Below are 16196 nucleotides of genomic sequence, written 5' to 3'. Positions count from 1 at the left end.
GCCTATTTTATGAGTGGAATTAATTAAATATCGGGAGGAATATCTACTTTTTTATTATTTGATTAATAGAGGCGATCGCCTAAACTTAAACTACATTATAATTTGCTTGGTATTGTCTTAAATTTATCTACAGAACCCAAAGAATAATCATCTAATTGAAAATCGCCGAAAGGCTTACTTTCTAATCTATCTCGCAAAGCTTCATCTATAACTACGGCTTTAGATTGTCTTTTTAAGCCGATAATAATTACACTTCTTTGGTATGCAGTTAAATCCCGATTACTTTGACAAAAACCACCTTGAAATTCCCCTAAGTTTAATAATCGATAGTTTTTAACACTTGGGCTATTTTGAAATATTTTTTTAACTAAATTTTGTATCTGCTGGGAGCGCTCAAAAGCTTTACGTTGCGCGACTGATAAACTACCTTCACAGGAAGCAGTACCTACAGAGATAATCTCTTCAGGATTTTCCATAATTTCCTGGATTCCTTCTTGTTCTAAACGCAATTTTAAAACATCTAGACTAATTACTCTGTCATTATTTCTAATCTGAAAATTGCTACCTGAAAGCCATTTATAGTCTATTGATAAAACCGCAATATTAAATTTGGCGACTCGTCCTTGACTATCTTTACCCGTTTCATAAGGAAAGTAGGCAATCTTGCCCTTTCTCTGTGGTGACTGTCCTGGTGGTGGTAATAAAGTAAATCTTGGATAACCTATCATAAAGGCAACTAAACTCAGTAATCCTACTGAAACTATGAGGGCTGCACAAAACGCGATTAAAGGTACTTTGTTAAAGCTTTTTGTGGGTGATTGTAAAGGCAGATGAGATTTTAGCTGAGTTTGCTGTTCGCTTTGAGGAATTTCGTCCCAATTCACTTGTTGTTCAATATCTCTAAGACGCTGCAAAATTCCCTGGGTATTAGTGGGACGATTTTTTAATTCCGGTGCTATTAACCAATCGATGAAATTCAATAATAATGGTGAAATTTGTTTTGTATGGTTACGCCATTGCAGTAAATTTTGATGGACATCATACATATCTAACGGGTGTTGTCCTGTTAGTAAAAAAACGAAGGTACGTCCCAAACTGAAAAAATCTGATTGTGGTCTAGCTTCTCCATTCATTTGTTCTGGAGCGCTGTAACCAGATAATAAAGTGGGTGTGGTGGTTCCATTGGCATAATTCTTAGCTGTACCAAAATGAATTAAAACTAACTTGCCATCAGGTTGGAGCAGGATATTTGATGGCTTAATATCTAGATGCAGGTATAGTTTGCCATGCACTAAATCTAAAATTTCTGCCAACTGTATCAACCAAGTTATGGCTTGTGCTTGGGAAATCGGCTGATTTTGTTGCTGTTGTAACCACTCCTCCAAGTTTGTCCCCGTAATTTTCTCCATGACAATGCAGTGCAGAATTACACCATTTCTGGTTTGATGCTGAAAATAGCTATCAACTTTAGGAATTCCCGAATGATTTAGCTGTCCTAAGACCACTGCTTCTTGGCGAAATAATTCTACTGCTTTAGGGTCACGGGAGAGATTGGCTTTGAGTATCTTGAGGATTTTAGCTGTGTTTTCTTCATAGGCTTCATAAACTGTGGCGAAGCCAGTTGTATCACTTAATAATTGCGTTACCCGATAACGCCCTAGCAATTCCAACTGTGAACCACAACTTTGACAAAAGCGATTTTCGTCATTATGGGAGTGGTTAGGGTTGGGGCAAACTGGATTGATACAAAGGCTCATGATTAAGGAAGTCAGTAGTCGATAGTCAAAAGAGTAAAATGAGCCTTGGCGATGACTGTAGCGTTCCTAGCACGGCTAATTTTATCCTTCTGTTCCTATCTATCAATCATGAGACTTATTTTCCTGACATTCTGCTAAGAATGCTGCTATTGTCTGATTAAAGGTTTGCGGTGCGGTTAAAAAAGGCCAATGATTGCCAGGAATTTGGCACAGACGGAAATTTTTGAGGTAAGTTTTGTAAGGTTTGATTTGCCATTCGAGGCGGTTCAGTCCCTGTTCTGACTGGACAAACAGGGCGGGAGTGTCTAAGGGAATGGTGAAACCAGGTACGCTCAATACTGCGTCAAAGATGCCGTCACGGGCGGCGATTGTGAATTTACTCCCCCAACTACCATCGGGTTTTTGTTCGAGTCCCCCTTGAAAGACTTGCTGTTGTAAGGGACTCCAACCTTGGAACTGGTTTAATTGCTGCGCTTCTTGTTCAGCTTGTTCGTAGCTGGTGAAAGGCCCCATCCCTTTGAGAAAGGATAAAAAGCGGTAAAGCAGAGGAAAGGTGAGACGGAAAAGGTTGGGCATTTTCCAAATGAAAATGGGGTCAACTAGCACCATACTCCGTAGACGTTGGGGATTTTGCCTTGCCCAAATGACTGCTAATTTACCTGTCCATGAATGACTAACAATATGGGCTGATGGCCATCCTAGATGATTCATCAAGGCTTCTAGATCAGCGATCGCACTCTCAAAGCTATAATCTTTATCTGGCTTACTACTTTCGCCATGACCCCGCATATCTGGCGCTACTATGTGATACCTAGCCGCTAAATCATCCCCTAAGCTAGACCAGACTAAGGCATGGTCGCCTAAACCATGTAACAGAAGCAAGGGTTCTTTACCTTGATTCCACTCCAAGTAAGACAGTTGGATATCAGATGTTGATAAGGTTTGGCGTACAGGCATCGTCTTCAGTAATTCACAATTCAAAATATTCAGCCGTAAACAGTGCTTCATAACTGATAAAGAAGCGCTGTTACGGGTACTTTACGAGAATCAATACCAGAAATGCAAGCAGTGGCGATGCTAGCTGGACAAGAGTGTAGGGGTTTAAGGGTGTAGGGGTGTAAATGTTTAAAACCGACCCCTATACCTCTATATCCTTACACCCCTATACTGTATCCTCATTCCTCAAAAGAAGTGTTATCTATTCCTATCTATGGGGAATCATAATGTAAGAGTAACTTTCAGCTTTCAGTATTACCTAATGCCATTAGTAAATACTTATTCCAAAAGATTTTCTGAGTTATATCTTCGGATGGATTAGCAATAAATCAAAAATAAATTAACTGTTTTTTTAGCTATTCTATATTTCCTTCTCCAGGTAGTCAGATGAAAACCCTCATATTTGGTATTTTACTAATATGGCAATAATTAAGCACAATTTTTTAAATAACTCAGTAGAGTCCTCCGAATTATTAGATCACAAAAATATTGAAGCGCAGAGAATACAAGACGTTCAGCTTTTGCTGCAAAACTTATCTGAAAGTGAAGAAGCAACGATTAAGCTGATTCTAGATTGCCTCTATGATATCGGTTCAGTCAACTTGATTAATCAAAGGTTTCGCTATCGACCTTTTAACCGAGTAGTTAAATTAATTGCTCGGCTTTCTAAACCTATATTTAGAATCTATGGGTGGCATTGGTTTAAGAAAAACTGCCCTCAATTAATTGCTAATTGGTTGCACTCCCAAGTAGCTTTTGAGTATGTAGTAAATACACCTGAACAAATAGCAGTTGCAGTCTCGGCAATTCAACAGCATCAGCCATTGCCATTAGATCATTACCATCTTGAGGTTAAGGCTTTACGCAATCAAATAAGATGGCTAACGGGAATTACTATAGTCTCGCTGTCAACTTTGGGAATAGTATTTACTATATTTAACAGCAATCCACAGATACTACTACGAAACGTACCGCAATTTCAACCAACAATCTGCCGATAAGCCGATAAATATTATATGTAAAAACAGTTATTTATTTTACAAAATATAGAGTGATAATTTGAGGATAAAAATTAAAAACAAATGACTTACTTGATTAAAATCCTAATTTTTCTCGAATTACTTTCTCATCCCTAAAACCTACCGCTACCGCTATCCCATCCTTAACAAACAGGGGACGTTTAAGTAGCATGGCATCTTTAGCAAATTCTTCAATCCATTGCTCATCAGTCCAGTTCTTTTTTTCTTCACCCAAAGCGCGATAGGATTGACCGGAAGTATTACGCATGGGTGTAGAACCTAAAGATTTTACCCAGTTTTGGATATTCTCACGCGTTGGTGGATTTTCTTTGGTATTGATAAATTCATAGTCAACCTTATGGGCTTGAAGCCAGTTAAAAGCTTTTTTACAAGTGCCACAATTGGGTATTCCGTAGACCTGAATGGACATAATACAAGTTTCTCAATAATTTCATGATATCTAAATATATACATAGCTGGTGCAACTTCTAACAGCCTCTAATTTGGACTTGATAATCCATACACCAAGGAGCACAAGTATCATTATATACCAGTAATTACCACTAGGTATTGACTGAGGAAGATTGAACAGTTGATAAGCTATACCGTAAATTCACTAAAACTCTGTAAAAAAATTAAGATAGCTTGATTGATACTAGGGTGTATCAAGGGTAAGCTATTAACAATAAAGTTAAAAAATATTTGGTCTTGATAAATTCCATGACCACCAATAGTTTGCCTAGTATTTTAGGAAATCAACATACTGTTAAACCGAATTATCCAGAGCCAAGTTTACAAGCTTTACAAGAAAGTCTTTACAACTTCTTAATACAACTTGTAAATATATATCCCCCAGAGGAGGCTTTAAAGGAATTTAAACAGTTATTTATTCATTGTCTGGAGTCTGGTAATTTTTCTGCTGTACCAGTCATCCAGAAAATGGTAATGTTTGATAATGAAGAAGAGTTTCATTACACACTCAAACGTTCTTGCTACATTTTAATTAATAATTGGGCAGCTAAGAGAAAACATAAGTATATTCACGAACTAATTAGCTTATTTACTCAATTACCAGTAAATAAACTACTAATATATAGTTGCCCAGAACTAATTACATATCAGGTATGGCTAGAGAACTTTGTTCATAGTCAAGATTATCAAGAACTGAAAAAGTTTAATTATACAAATACTAATAAAAGTCAAACACACTGGAGCGATCGCTATGCTAATTATCTCTTAGTTGCCCAATCTGTAGATCCTGATAAACCTCAGGAACAGCAAGAGGCAGCAAGCAAACTCTCCAGGCAAATGAAGGACAAGTATAAGTTTGAGCTAGCAATGTATATTGCTCGTTCTCAGTCTACTGCTTCTAGTCCAACACGCTATCATAACCCTAGCATTTTTGGGGATGAGGTTTTGCGTCTCATCAAAATGATTGTGGTGAAGAAAGGAAAGTTCAGTTATGAGAACATTGCCCATATATTCCTCAAGCAAACTGAAAATCAAACGCTGAAGCAGTTTAAAAAAAGCATCCATAAATATTTGTTTTTTTCTGTGGGTAATCAAGCGATCGCAGAAATTATCAGTCAAATTTTGACAGAAAAACTGTCACTATGGAAGGTAGAAAAAGACGAGGTATGTTTAAGTAAAGATTTATTGTTGAGGGTTTGTAATCGATTAATTGATTTTCTGACTACGGAAAATCGCCAGGAACCTTCGGAGTTATTCACTTTATTACTTTCTCATGGGCATCCTTTAACTTTAGTAGTTATTCTCCTGAAAATTATCTGTATTTGTAAAAGCACCCGTAGCCATTTAGAAAGCCGGATTGCAGATTTGATTAATTTTTACAAAGATAAATCAGAGGATGAATGTAAATGGCTAATTCAGTTCATTGAATTTTATAATATTACCTTTGCAATTTATGCAGAAAACGTAGAGTATAACTTGCTGAAAATGGGAGAAGATGAAGCATCTGGTAATTCGCACACAAATTTGGACACTTATCGCGTATTTTCCCAAGTGAAAGCGGATGCAAATATACCTGATTAAATGATACTTGCTAATTTCTGTTGGTAAAATTTATGACTTAGCAAGATTTTCATCCAAGGAAGCCAAAACAGCACCAGCAGTTTCCGCAATAATACTAATCAGACGATATAAAGCGATCGCACTAATCACCGCCGCCGAGGGAAAGCGGTTTTGCAAAAGAGCGATCGCTGTTGCTTCAAATACACCCAGACCCCCAGGCGCACCCGGAATCACAAACCCTAACAACCAAGAAAAACTAAAAGCACCCAATAAGAGGGGAATTTGACTGATATTCAAGGGGATCAAAGCAAACAAAGTGAGGATAAATCCTATCCCGCGTATCACCAAAAATCCCAACTCACCTAGTAATGGTCGAAAGGGATAATGTTCAATGCTAAAAGCCGCAGTTGGTTGGGCATTTGACTTTTTGGCTTTTAATTTGTACAAAAAGCCGATAACTGGATTCAAAAATCGGGGATGTATCCCAGCCAGTATTATGACTAAACTCAATAACTGTGAAATGCGTAGTGTCAGGCTATTACTACTAACTGCGAATCTACTGCCAAACATTACTACAATTATTAAAGCCGCAGCCGCCATGAGTAAAGGTTCTAACAACACACTCAGAGTAGCTGCACCAGTGGTAACGTTAGCATTTTTCAACGCCACAATTCGCCGATAATGATGCCAAACATTACCAGGTAAATACTTTGCAATATTAGTTTTGAGATACACCTGGATCAACTCAGTAGTTGGTATTGATTGATTTAAATCCTGTAAAATCAAAGTCCAGATCCAACCTGCCCAAGTATGAGCTAGTAAAGTTATACCTGTGGCGATCGCTAAAACTGCCCAACCAACTTCATTAATACGGATAGCTGTAACTTCTAACCAGTTATCCTTGAGGGCTTTGGCTAAAAAAATCAGCGTTGCGCCTAAAATTACCCAACGTAAAATTTGCTTCAATTTTATCTTCATTGGACAGCGAAAACACCCGAAGCTGAATATTTCAGATTTTATGCTAAATCAGCTACAAGCCATCATTATTATGGGAAATTTTATTCCCAACTAAAATATGGCTTTTTTATGAGTATTTATATCAGATATCTAGTATTCTAGATTGTTTTAACTGAGCATATTTTTATGTATTGTTTGAAAATTAAACATAACCTTGAATACAATTCAAGGTCTTACCCAAGAGTGAAATAAATATCATAAATATTTAATTAACCGATCAAGTTACAGAAATTTCCATGAGAGCAATAATATTGCGATATATTAAGCTCTATCTCTCTGTAGTTAGATAAATATGGCACATTATCGCTCAAATTAATGTGACTTACGCTAGATGGAAAGATGTTTTTAAATCCCTAACATTGATAACTGTTGGTTAAATAATTAGTCAACCTAAAAAACAACAAAACTTTCGCCTGTCCGAGAAAATGTTAAGCGATAAATTTTGTGATTGATAAAAGGAGGAACTAGTGAACAGTTTAACAAATATATGGAAAAAGCTGCGGCTACGCCAAATTTTAACTGTATTTTTGGCTGGTATATTGTTAATGATTAGTACTGCTTGTAGCCAAGGTAATCCTCAAGGGGCAAATCCTCAAAATCCTGCTGTACAAGCCGGTGGCGCTAATAATCCTTATAAAAATGGTGGAGATAAATACGTCAATTCTAGGTTCTCTACAGATCCTAATATCACTAACCCCGAAACTAAGAAAAGACGTGATCAAGCTAATTTACCAAGCAGTTCACAAATACTGATTGCTGTTAACGCTGTTAATAGAGAATCAGAACTACTTTACCCTGGAGCCGAAACACCAGCAGGCAGAGTCAAGAAAGAAGCGGAACTGCCAATCATTCGAGAAGAAGACTTCCAGCACCCCGAACCAGGTGGCTTGATTCAGAATGAGCCAAATGTAGGAACTCGCATTCAAGAACGGCTAGAAACTGTTAAAGAATCAGTACAAGAGGCTTCTAAATTTATCCAAAATAAGGCAGATGAAGGTAGTTCTAGACCTGAATTACCAAAAAATTCTGCCGTTGGTAGATAGGATTTTTTTACATCATTCAAAGTTTAATTGAGTCACAAAAAAACAAGGAGTAGCACTATGAAGAAGTTCATTAATTGGTTGAAGAATGTTCGTCCCCTGAAAGTTGCCACAGTTTTTGTATTAGGATTTTTCCTATTGTTTACCCAATCTTGTTCTGCTAAGGGAATTGCCGCACAACCACCACAGCAAAAAGCTGAATCCGCTTATATTGAAAGATACGACCCCACAAAAGAATATCCGCTTAACGCTCCCAAGGGCGGAATGAATAACTTTAGCGATGTAGATCCTAGAGCCGAAGCTGGGGAAAAAACAGCCGAAACTAAAGCTAAAGCTCTGCGAGACAATGCTAAGAGAAACGTTGATGCAAAAGGTATTGACAGCACAGAGCAATATGCTCGCAATTATCGCCAAGGTACACCCTTTGGAGAAAGAGTGAAGAACTTAGGCGAAGACATCGGTAGTTCTGCTGAGGAACTGCGCGAAGGTGTTGTTAAAGGAACTCAACGTGGTCTAGAAAATATCAAAGAGAATACCCAGAATGCTGGTGAGGATTTGGTCAGAAAAGGAAAGCAAACCACAGGAAACGATTAATTCATTCCTAGTGTGACTTTCTCTCAAACCTAACCCCCAACCCCTTGGGAGCAAGTATTAAAGCCTAATCACAGGTAATTCGTAATTAACAATCTTAATTACGAATTATTTTTATTTTGTATTTTGAATTGATTCATACCACAATACGGTTCAGTTAAGAGAATGGTAGGTTGGGTGGAGCGATAGCGGAACCCAACAAAGTATTGAGAATGTTGGGTTCCGTTCCTCCACCCAACCTACACCAGTCTAAGTTCTTGCCTTAACTTAAGTGTGTTGATTTATACCAAATTTGTAACGCTAGTTGCTGAATTTCCCGCCAGGGAATTTTGTGTTTGCGGGCTAATTCTGCACAATCTTCATATTCTGGCTGCACGTTGGTGATCACTTTTTCTGATGATTGTCCATGCCACGCTACTTTAATTCGCACTGCGCCATATTTCGTTTCTATTTGTTCAAATCCCCGTTGTAAGATGGCGCGTTGCTGGGTAGTCCGGCGGATTCCCAAGGTGGTAGTTTCGCGGAATAGTACTGCTTCACAATCACTTAGAGTTTCTGGATGACAAATCACAGTTAGTAGAATCCCTGGACGGGATTTTTTCATGCCTATCGGTTGAGTGAAGACATCAAGCGCACCAACGGCGAACAACTGCTCAAAGACATAACCGATCGCCTGTGGATTTAAATCATCAATTTGAGTTTCCAGTACAGAGATTGTCTCTAGAGTTGGGCTATTAGCAGCAGAATCCGTGATATTTGCCTGTAGATTAGCACCTTCGCCCAGCCAGAGCCGTAGTATATTAGGTATAGGTAGATTAATCGTGCCTGCTCCTAATCCTACCTGTTTGATTGTCATGGGTGGTGGCGCTCCAAATTCCTTGACTAGGGTCGTGGCGATCGCTGCTCCTGTTGGTGTCACCAATTCCCGGTCAATACCGTTGCTATAAACTGGACAACCCCGCATTTCCCATAACTTCAAAACTGCTGGTACTGGTACTGCCATTTGTCCGTGGGCGGCGCGTACAGTTCCCCCACCAGTGGGAAAGGCCGAACAATAAAGCAGTGGGAATCCTGCGTTATCACTAGCAATGCCCAACCAATCTAAACCCAAGCAAGTGCCAACGATGTCTACAATCGCATCTACCGCACCTACTTCATGAAAATGAACCTTTTCCGGAGCAATCCCATGCACAGCCCCTTCAGCTACCGCTAATTGCCGAAATACAGCTAAACTCCAAGCCTCAGCCCTTGGTGGTAAACCTGCTTGCAAAATCATTTGCTCAATTTCTGGCAAGTGTCGCCCGTGGTGATGATGTTCGTGGTCATGGTCATGGTGATGATGATGGTCAATCAAATCTACATGAACCTTTGTGGCTTCCTGACCATTGCGTTGCACCTTTTCCGCCCTTAACTTATATTCCTGAGCAATACCCAAGTTATTGAGTTTTTCTGTTAGGTATTCCACCGGAACACCCAGGCTAACTAAGGTTCCCAGGCACATATCACCAGAAATACCTGTCGGACATTGAAGGTAAGCAATTTTGTTCATAAAGATAATTCGTAATTTTTAATTTCTAATTCGTAATTAACGCTGATAACTAACGTCGTGTGCAACTTTCTCTCAGACCTAACCCCCAACCCCTTCCCTACAAGGGAAGGGGAGTAATAATTAAAGCCTCTCTCCTTGCAGGGGAGAGGTTTGGAGAGGGGTTTTAAGAATAAGTCGCACATCGCGTTAACTAAGTATTACGCATTATTAAGTACGAACTCTCGTGATTTGCCCGTAAAAATATGTATCTACAGTTTAAGCAATTGCTTCTTTATGTAAATATGTGCAACGCTTAATTTTACATAAATGTCGATAGATAAGAAACAGACGGAAAACTTACTGAAAGATTCCTCCCCTAAGTCCCTATTCCCCAATCTTCCACATTCAGTAACCCAAACTTTTATGGCAAAAATTATCGCTGTCCATCCTGATAATCCCCAGAGTCGCAGAATAGAGGAAATAAGGTCAGCGCTTTCCAGTGGCGCGGTGATGCTTTATCCAACTGACACAGTTTATGCGATCGGTTGTGATTTAAATGTCAAGTCTGCGGTGGAAAGAGTGCGGCAAATCAAGCAGTTAGCAAACGATAAACCACTGACATTTTTATGTCCTTCACTGTCTAATGTAGCTACTTATGCCTTTGTCAGTGATACAGCTTATCGGATTATGAAGCGACTAATACCAGGAACTTACACATTTTTGTTACCTGCAACTAAGTTGGTACCAAAATTAGTCCAAAGTCCCAAGCGTAAAACTACTGGAATTCGCGTACCAAATCATACTGTATGTTTAGCATTACTGGAAGCCTTGGGGAATCCGATTATTTCCACTTCAGCACACATACCGCCAGATGAGGCAGGTAACGGGAAAGTCGGGATAGTTTCAGAATCGATTACCTCAATGGCAGAGCTATTTGACCGCGTGGATAAATTAGTTGATGTGATTGTAGACACTGGACAGGAACCAACTTACGATGTGTCCACAATCGTTGATTTGACGGGAGATGAACCAATGATTACTAGACAAGGATTAGGCTGGGAAGCGGTAAAAGCGTGGGTATAAACAACGAACTTCACCGCCTTTCTTGTCAGTTTCGGAATAGCGCAGCAAAATGCCTCCAGTTTCGTGAGCGTCATAACTAAGAGTTAAGCTAGTGGATCTGATGAAATAGGAGTATTGCTAGATACATTAAGGTTTTTAGCAATTTGGCAGGCAAAGCGAATATGGGTGTGTTAACCTCGATCTGGTTGCGAGTGAAAAAAGCGACACATGACCTTCTCTGTAACTTTTTTCGATTGCGTACAGTCTTATATATGAGCGGTACTTGTCTTAGGTCTTGATGGATGAATGGTCAAAGATTCTCCAGCAAAGCCCATTTTCAGGTGCTGTTTGTGCATTCTACTTAAGGTGCAAGACCAAACCCAGGAAAATACATGAAAGTAAACCTTGCAAATCTACCAATCTCTACATCTGATTTTGTTAGCAACATCGTCACTGAGGAATTACCTGCTACAGGTGCTTTGATGCAATTTCTATTGCAAGAAATGCTCTCTCAAGTCAAAGCATCCCCAAAGTGTGTACAAGCTGTAGCTCAACGCATGGCCAAAGAGGTGAACCGCATATGCGATAAAAGCTCTCGCATTCAAACATCTGGTGAGGTTCACTCTTGGCAATTAACTCTGGCTCGTCATCGTTTGCAAAAATGCCTACATTACTATCAATTAGGTTCCCAACGAGGACGGGTAGAATTACATAGTAGTCTAGGCGCTATGGTTTACCGTCATGTGACGATCGCCGGTTCAGATTTAGGGTTTGATGGACGTTACAGTTTAATTGAAGATTTTCTCCAAGCATTTTACATTGAAGCTATCAAAGCTTTTCGTCGGGAAAATGAACTGGCTGAAGATTACACGCCACGTACTCAACTGCAACTAGCAGAATATATGGCGTTTACCGAACAGTACGCCAAGCGCCGAATTAATTTACCCGGTGGTAACAATCAACAATTAGTTATTTTACGCGCCCAAGGTTTTGCTCGTCGTCAGCCCCAAGAGACAACAGTAGATATTGAAATGGCGGTAGAATCTGCTAAAAGTGAGGAGGCTGAATCTTACCAGCGTAACTCCGCGGTGCAGCAAATCCGCTCCCAAATGATTGCCCAAACTAATTTTGACCCTTCAGAAGAATCAGAACGCGATCGCATCATTGCCGAATTAATTAAGTACCTAGAATCCCAAGGTCAATCCGACTGCATTGATTACCTCACCCTCAAGCTGCAAGACCTCTCAGCACCAGAAATCGACCAAATTCTCGGTCTGACCAGCCGTCAACGCGATTACCTACAACAGCGTTTTAAATATCATGTGCAGAAGTTTGCCAAACAACACCAATGGCAATTAGTCCACCAATGGTTAGGTGCAGGTTTAGAACAGAAATTGGGTTTATCTGCCCAGCAGTGGAACACTTTGATGGGTACACTGTCTCTACCACAACAACAACTCCTGCAATTAAAGCTGGCGAGACATAGTGATCAGGCGATCGCTAAAACCCTCAAATGTACCCCCAAGCAATTACAAAAACGCTGGACTGAACTGCTAGATACCGCATGGGCTATCCGCAACGGCAATACTGAAGTTCAAGCAGGCTAAATCATTAGATTTCATCAGTTGGTTAGACAAGTTATTACCAAGATTTTCTGCAAAGTCCTCTGCATAACTAACATTAAAATTTTTCTCTGTTTAGCTCTTAGTCTTGATTTTGCTCACATCATCCTATGATTTACTTAGTACAATTGCACTAAAAATTAACTCGCTTAAATATCAATTGAAAATTCATATTAAGTAATCGATCATTTGCGACTGGTTCCATGAAATCCTGAGATGAGCATGGTTGATGCAAAATGATGGGTGATAAACATGACTCCGGGTGCAAGAGCGAATCAGTCAGGCAGGATTTTAGAAACTAATGTAGAAGCAATACTAACTGCCTATGAGTACTTTCAAATTGGCACTCATGTCACAAAAGAATATTTACTCAACGCTAGTTTATTAAAAAAACGCTACGCTAAACAGGTTTATATTGGTAACGGAGTATATCAAACATCACTAAAAGTTGATTTTTATGTTGTGGGCTTGCCTCTCAATCCATCAGAATTAATTATTGAGTGTAAATGGCAAGAAAGTGGTGGCTCCGTTGATGAAAAGTTTCCTTATTTAAATTTGAATATTCAACAATATTACCCAGCACCGACAATTGTCGTGATTGGTGGTGAAGGGATGAGAGAAGGGGCGATTCAGTGGTTACGGCAACAAGTAAATTTTAACCATAATCTCCTAGCAGTACATACACTAGATAGATTTATTGCCTGGGCTAATAAAACTTTTGGCGTTGCATAATACAGAAATGCACGAAGCCAAGTCGCTTCGCTCGAATTCAAAATTCAAAATTCAAAATTCAAAATTAAAGACAATTAGTGTCCGATTGTTGGTGTAGCCTTACCGCAGGGTACTCACCACTAATTTAAGACCTCCCTTACGGGTTTGCCAGGCTCTTCCTTGTGGGTGGCTGTCTTTAATGCGCGAATTTTGTTGGCGTGGCTTTGCCGTAGGCTATTTTTAATTTTGAATTGATTCATTCGCCGTTGTTAAAATCTTGTTATCCTCGGTAAACACCCACGCAGAACGCAATCAAAAAAGCGATCGCTATGCTTCAGTATCCCAATCTCGAACAGGCGCTAAAATATCACTTCGGTTACGATAACTTTCGTCCCGGACAACGGCAAATAATTGAAGATGCGCTGCAAAATCGAGATTTGATGGTAGTGATGCCTACGGGTGGAGGAAAGTCTTTGTGCTTTCAGTTACCTGCACTCATGAAGCAGGGTTTGACTGTGGTGGTATCACCGTTGATTGCTTTGATGCAGGATCAAGTGGAAGCACTGCGTAATAATAATATCTCTGCCACTTTCCTCAATAGTAGTTTGAATGCGTATCAGGTGCGATCGCGTGAGGAAGCCATTCTCAATGGTAAGGTAAGATTACTTTACGTTGCCCCAGAACGCCTCCTCAGTGAAAGATTTTTGCCATTTCTCGATTTAGTTAATGAAAAAGTTGGCATATCTATCTTTGCAATTGATGAAGCCCATTGTGTCTCTGAGTGGGGACATGATTTCCGTCCAGAATATCGCCAGTTAAAATCCCTACGCAGGCGTTACCCGAATGTTCCCGTTTTGGCACTTACCGCCACAGCTACAGACCGCGTCCGTTCTGATATCATTCAACAACTGGGATTAAAGCAACCAAGTATTCATCTTGCCAGTTTTAATCGCCAAAATCTTTATTACGAAGTCCGCCCCAAAAGTAAACAAGCTTACGCTGAATTATTAGAATTAATTCGAGATAATGAAGGTTCAGCGATTATTTATTGTTTAACGCGGAAAAAGGTTGAAGAACTAACATTTAAACTGCAAAAAGATAAAATTTCGGCTTTATCTTATCATGCCGGATTACCTGATGATGAGCGTAGCAAAAACCAAACGCGATTTATTCGGGATGATGTGCGGGTAATGGTTGCCACCATTGCCTTTGGCATGGGGATTAATAAACCAGATGTGCGCTTAGTGGTACATTTTGATATTCCCCGAAATTTGGAGAGTTACTATCAAGAATCAGGTAGGGCTGGTAGAGATGGGGAACCATCGCGCTGCACAATCTTTTTTAGTTTTGGTGATATTAAAACTATTGAATGGAGTATTGAGCAAAAAACAGACCCCCAAGAACAGTTAATTGCCAAACAACAACTGCGACAGATGATAGATTACGCTGAGGGGACAGACTGTCGTCGCACCATCCAATTGGGTTATTTTGGTGAAAGGTTTGCGGGTAATTGTGGTAACTGTGATAATTGCCGTTATCCCAAACCGATGCAAGACTGGACAATTGAGGCGATGAAGTTCCTATCTTGTGTGGCGCGTTGTAAAGAAAGATTTGGGATGCTACATATAATTGATGTGTTGCGGGGGGCAAAAAAAGACAAAATTATTCAATACGAACACGATAAACTTTCCACCTATGGGATTGGCAAAGATAGAACGGTGGATGAGTGGCGGACTTTAGGCAGATCCCTTTTACATCAAGGTTTACTGGAACAAACTAGCGATGGTTACTCGGTTTTAAAATTAAACGCCCTCAGTTGGGAAGTGATGAAGCGACAACGCCAAGTGTTTCTCTCTGTTCCTGTAGCACAAAAGCTGAGTTTGATACAGGATAGTCCCAAATTTGAAGAAGCAGAAGCATTATTACATAGACTGCGATCGCTGCGTAAACAACTTGCTGATGAACAGTCTGTACCGCCCTACGTCGTCTTCCACGATTCCACATTAAAGTTAATGGTACAGGTGCAACCGCAAAACTTACTGGAATTCTCTAAACTCTCTGGCGTTGGTAGTCACAAATTAGCCCAATATGGTGAGAAATTCATCGCCGAAATTCGCGCCTACCGCCAAGAAAAAAATCCTCAAGAGAAACCAGTTAATCTTGCACCTACAGCCAGTGTAGTTTCCGATAGCGAAATACATACCTTACAATTACATCAGCAAGGTTTAAGTATTGCCGAAATAGCCCGTAAGCGTAAACTCAGTCCAGCAACAATCTCTACTCATTTAGGTAAACTGATTGAGAAAAATCAGCCAGTCGATTTAAACCAACTGGTTCCCTTAGAACATCAACAGAAAATTTGGCAAGTACTAGAAGTGCTTGGCGATATAGCTTTAACACCCATTAAAGAACAGTTAGGTGAAAGCTATTCTTTTGAAGAAATTCGCTTAGTCAGAGAAAAATGGCGGCGACAAAACAGAAAGTAAGATATTCTGCTTTTCAGTTGCACAGTCCATTGTAAAGGCTGTTAACTGTTGACATTTAACAGCCCTTATTAGAAGTTATCCTCTCCCACTACTCCCCATCTTAACTAGGGAGTCGCATCTACGTAGCTGGAAATCTTAGGGTGAGAATCTTCTAACTCTATAGGAGATTGTTTGGGTAAATTATTTTGAGGTTTTTTGCTTGCTAAAATTACAGATAAGAGCCTTGGCAGTGCAAGACAGACAATAGCATTTACTAAAGTTAAGAGGATACCGTCAATCAGACTCATAATATAACTGCCTATTGCAAAGGTTTTTTATTATTCTTTAACTAGTGTG

The 16196-nt window shown here is 39.7% G+C and carries 14 protein-coding genes; 8 read left to right on the top strand and 6 right to left on the bottom strand.

Annotated elements, in window-relative coordinates:
- Nucleotides 1–95: 95 nt before the first annotated feature.
- Together ACM5QX_RS03410 and ACM5QX_RS03405 are read right to left on the bottom strand one after the other, a co-directional pair.
- Nucleotides 96–1757 (bottom strand): serine/threonine protein kinase, encoded by a 1662-nt coding sequence (locus tag ACM5QX_RS03410; RefSeq protein WP_414752381.1) that lies wholly within the window; start codon nt 1755–1757, stop codon nt 96–98.
- A gap of 102 nt (nt 1758–1859) precedes the next feature.
- A complete protein-coding gene (locus tag ACM5QX_RS03405) occupies nt 1860–2714 on the bottom strand; it encodes an alpha/beta fold hydrolase (protein ID WP_414752437.1) in 855 nt (284 codons plus the stop codon).
- 458 nt (nt 2715–3172) lie between these two features.
- Between ACM5QX_RS03405 and ACM5QX_RS03400 the strand changes: the two genes are divergently transcribed.
- Complete coding sequence (locus ACM5QX_RS03400; protein ID WP_414752380.1) at nt 3173–3754, top strand: hypothetical protein; 582 nt, start codon at nt 3173–3175, stop codon at nt 3752–3754.
- Nucleotides 3755–3848: 94 nt separating this feature from the next.
- On the opposite strand, the gene ACM5QX_RS03395 is transcribed toward ACM5QX_RS03400, so the two are convergent.
- The gene (locus ACM5QX_RS03395; RefSeq protein WP_414752379.1) at nt 3849–4202 is read right to left on the bottom strand and encodes a Spx/MgsR family RNA polymerase-binding regulatory protein; all 354 of its coding nucleotides are present in this window, start codon (nt 4200–4202) and stop codon (nt 3849–3851) included.
- Nucleotides 4203–4492: 290 nt separating this feature from the next.
- On the opposite strand from ACM5QX_RS03395, the gene ACM5QX_RS03390 reads away from it, so the two are divergent.
- Nucleotides 4493–5824, top strand: a complete 1332-nt coding sequence (locus ACM5QX_RS03390; RefSeq protein ID WP_414752378.1) for a hypothetical protein — start codon at nt 4493–4495, stop codon at nt 5822–5824.
- A gap of 30 nt (nt 5825–5854) precedes the next feature.
- Here the strand turns inward: ACM5QX_RS03390 and ACM5QX_RS03385 are convergent, their stop codons facing one another.
- Entirely contained in the window at nt 5855–6781 is a 927-nt protein-coding gene (locus tag ACM5QX_RS03385; RefSeq protein WP_414752377.1) for a lysylphosphatidylglycerol synthase domain-containing protein, read from the bottom strand.
- Nucleotides 6782–7287: 506 nt separating this feature from the next.
- On the opposite strand from ACM5QX_RS03385, the gene ACM5QX_RS03380 reads away from it, so the two are divergent.
- The gene (locus ACM5QX_RS03380; RefSeq protein ID WP_414752376.1) at nt 7288–7863 is read left to right on the top strand and encodes a DUF6658 family protein; all 576 of its coding nucleotides are present in this window, start codon (nt 7288–7290) and stop codon (nt 7861–7863) included.
- Nucleotides 7864–7920: 57 nt separating this feature from the next.
- Nucleotides 7921–8454 (top strand): hypothetical protein, encoded by a 534-nt coding sequence (locus tag ACM5QX_RS03375; protein ID WP_414752375.1) that lies wholly within the window; start codon nt 7921–7923, stop codon nt 8452–8454.
- A 259-nt stretch (nt 8455–8713) separates the two neighbouring features.
- Here ACM5QX_RS03375 and larC read toward each other — a convergent pair whose 3' ends face one another.
- Nucleotides 8714–10000: a nickel pincer cofactor biosynthesis protein LarC gene (larC, locus tag ACM5QX_RS03370; protein ID WP_414752374.1), complete on the bottom strand. Its 1287-nt coding sequence runs from the start codon at nt 9998–10000 to the stop codon at nt 8714–8716.
- 402 nt (nt 10001–10402) lie between these two features.
- Here larC and ACM5QX_RS03365 point away from each other — a divergent pair, with 402 nt between their 5' ends.
- The 4 genes from ACM5QX_RS03365 (at nt 10403) to recQ (ending at nt 15860) form a co-directional block, all read left to right on the top strand.
- Nucleotides 10403–11062 carry an L-threonylcarbamoyladenylate synthase gene (locus ACM5QX_RS03365; RefSeq protein ID WP_011319449.1) on the top strand — a complete coding sequence of 220 codons (660 nt, stop codon included), beginning with the start codon at nt 10403–10405 and terminating at the stop codon, nt 11060–11062.
- Between the two features lie 371 nt (nt 11063–11433).
- Nucleotides 11434–12648 (top strand): HetZ-related protein, encoded by a 1215-nt coding sequence (locus ACM5QX_RS03360; protein ID WP_414752373.1) that lies wholly within the window; start codon nt 11434–11436, stop codon nt 12646–12648.
- 267 nt (nt 12649–12915) lie between these two features.
- On the top strand, nt 12916–13395 hold the full coding sequence (locus tag ACM5QX_RS03355) for a PD-(D/E)XK nuclease superfamily protein (RefSeq protein WP_414752372.1): 480 nt from the start codon (nt 12916–12918) through the stop codon (nt 13393–13395).
- A gap of 308 nt (nt 13396–13703) precedes the next feature.
- Nucleotides 13704–15860: a DNA helicase RecQ gene (recQ, locus tag ACM5QX_RS03350; protein ID WP_414752371.1), complete on the top strand. Its 2157-nt coding sequence runs from the start codon at nt 13704–13706 to the stop codon at nt 15858–15860.
- 104 nt (nt 15861–15964) lie between these two features.
- On the opposite strand, the gene ACM5QX_RS03345 is transcribed toward recQ, so the two are convergent.
- Nucleotides 15965–16147, bottom strand: coding sequence for a hypothetical protein (locus ACM5QX_RS03345; protein WP_414752370.1), 183 nt, complete (start codon nt 16145–16147; stop codon nt 15965–15967).
- Between the last annotated feature and the right edge of the window lie 49 nt (nt 16148–16196).

This window comes from Anabaena sp. CCY 9910 (genome assembly GCF_963920875.1).
In the GTDB taxonomy this organism is placed as follows: domain Bacteria; phylum Cyanobacteriota; class Cyanobacteriia; order Cyanobacteriales; family Nostocaceae; genus Trichormus; species Trichormus variabilis.
This window is presented reverse-complemented; position numbering and strand designations above follow the sequence as displayed.

Bases quoted from the DNA above. Each gene is read 5' to 3' on its own strand.
- ACM5QX_RS03410 (WP_414752381.1), bottom strand. From the start codon at position 1,757: ATGAGCCTTTGTATCAATCCAGTTTGCCCCAACCCTAACCACTCCCAT.
- ACM5QX_RS03405 (WP_414752437.1), bottom strand. From the start codon at position 2,714: ATGCCTGTACGCCAAACCTTATCAACATCTGATATCCAACTGTCTTAC.
- ACM5QX_RS03400 (WP_414752380.1), top strand. From the start codon at position 3,173: ATGGCAATAATTAAGCACAATTTTTTAAATAACTCAGTAGAGTCCTCC.
- ACM5QX_RS03395 (WP_414752379.1), bottom strand. From the start codon at position 4,202: ATGTCCATTCAGGTCTACGGAATACCCAATTGTGGCACTTGTAAAAAA.
- ACM5QX_RS03390 (WP_414752378.1), top strand. From the start codon at position 4,493: ATGACCACCAATAGTTTGCCTAGTATTTTAGGAAATCAACATACTGTT.
- ACM5QX_RS03385 (WP_414752377.1), bottom strand. From the start codon at position 6,781: ATGAAGATAAAATTGAAGCAAATTTTACGTTGGGTAATTTTAGGCGCA.
- ACM5QX_RS03375 (WP_414752375.1), top strand. From the start codon at position 7,921: ATGAAGAAGTTCATTAATTGGTTGAAGAATGTTCGTCCCCTGAAAGTT.
- larC (WP_414752374.1), bottom strand. From the start codon at position 10,000: ATGAACAAAATTGCTTACCTTCAATGTCCGACAGGTATTTCTGGTGAT.
- ACM5QX_RS03365 (WP_011319449.1), top strand. From the start codon at position 10,403: ATGGCAAAAATTATCGCTGTCCATCCTGATAATCCCCAGAGTCGCAGA.
- ACM5QX_RS03360 (WP_414752373.1), top strand. From the start codon at position 11,434: ATGAAAGTAAACCTTGCAAATCTACCAATCTCTACATCTGATTTTGTT.
- ACM5QX_RS03355 (WP_414752372.1), top strand. From the start codon at position 12,916: ATGACTCCGGGTGCAAGAGCGAATCAGTCAGGCAGGATTTTAGAAACT.
- recQ (WP_414752371.1), top strand. From the start codon at position 13,704: ATGCTTCAGTATCCCAATCTCGAACAGGCGCTAAAATATCACTTCGGT.
- ACM5QX_RS03345 (WP_414752370.1), bottom strand. From the start codon at position 16,147: ATGAGTCTGATTGACGGTATCCTCTTAACTTTAGTAAATGCTATTGTC.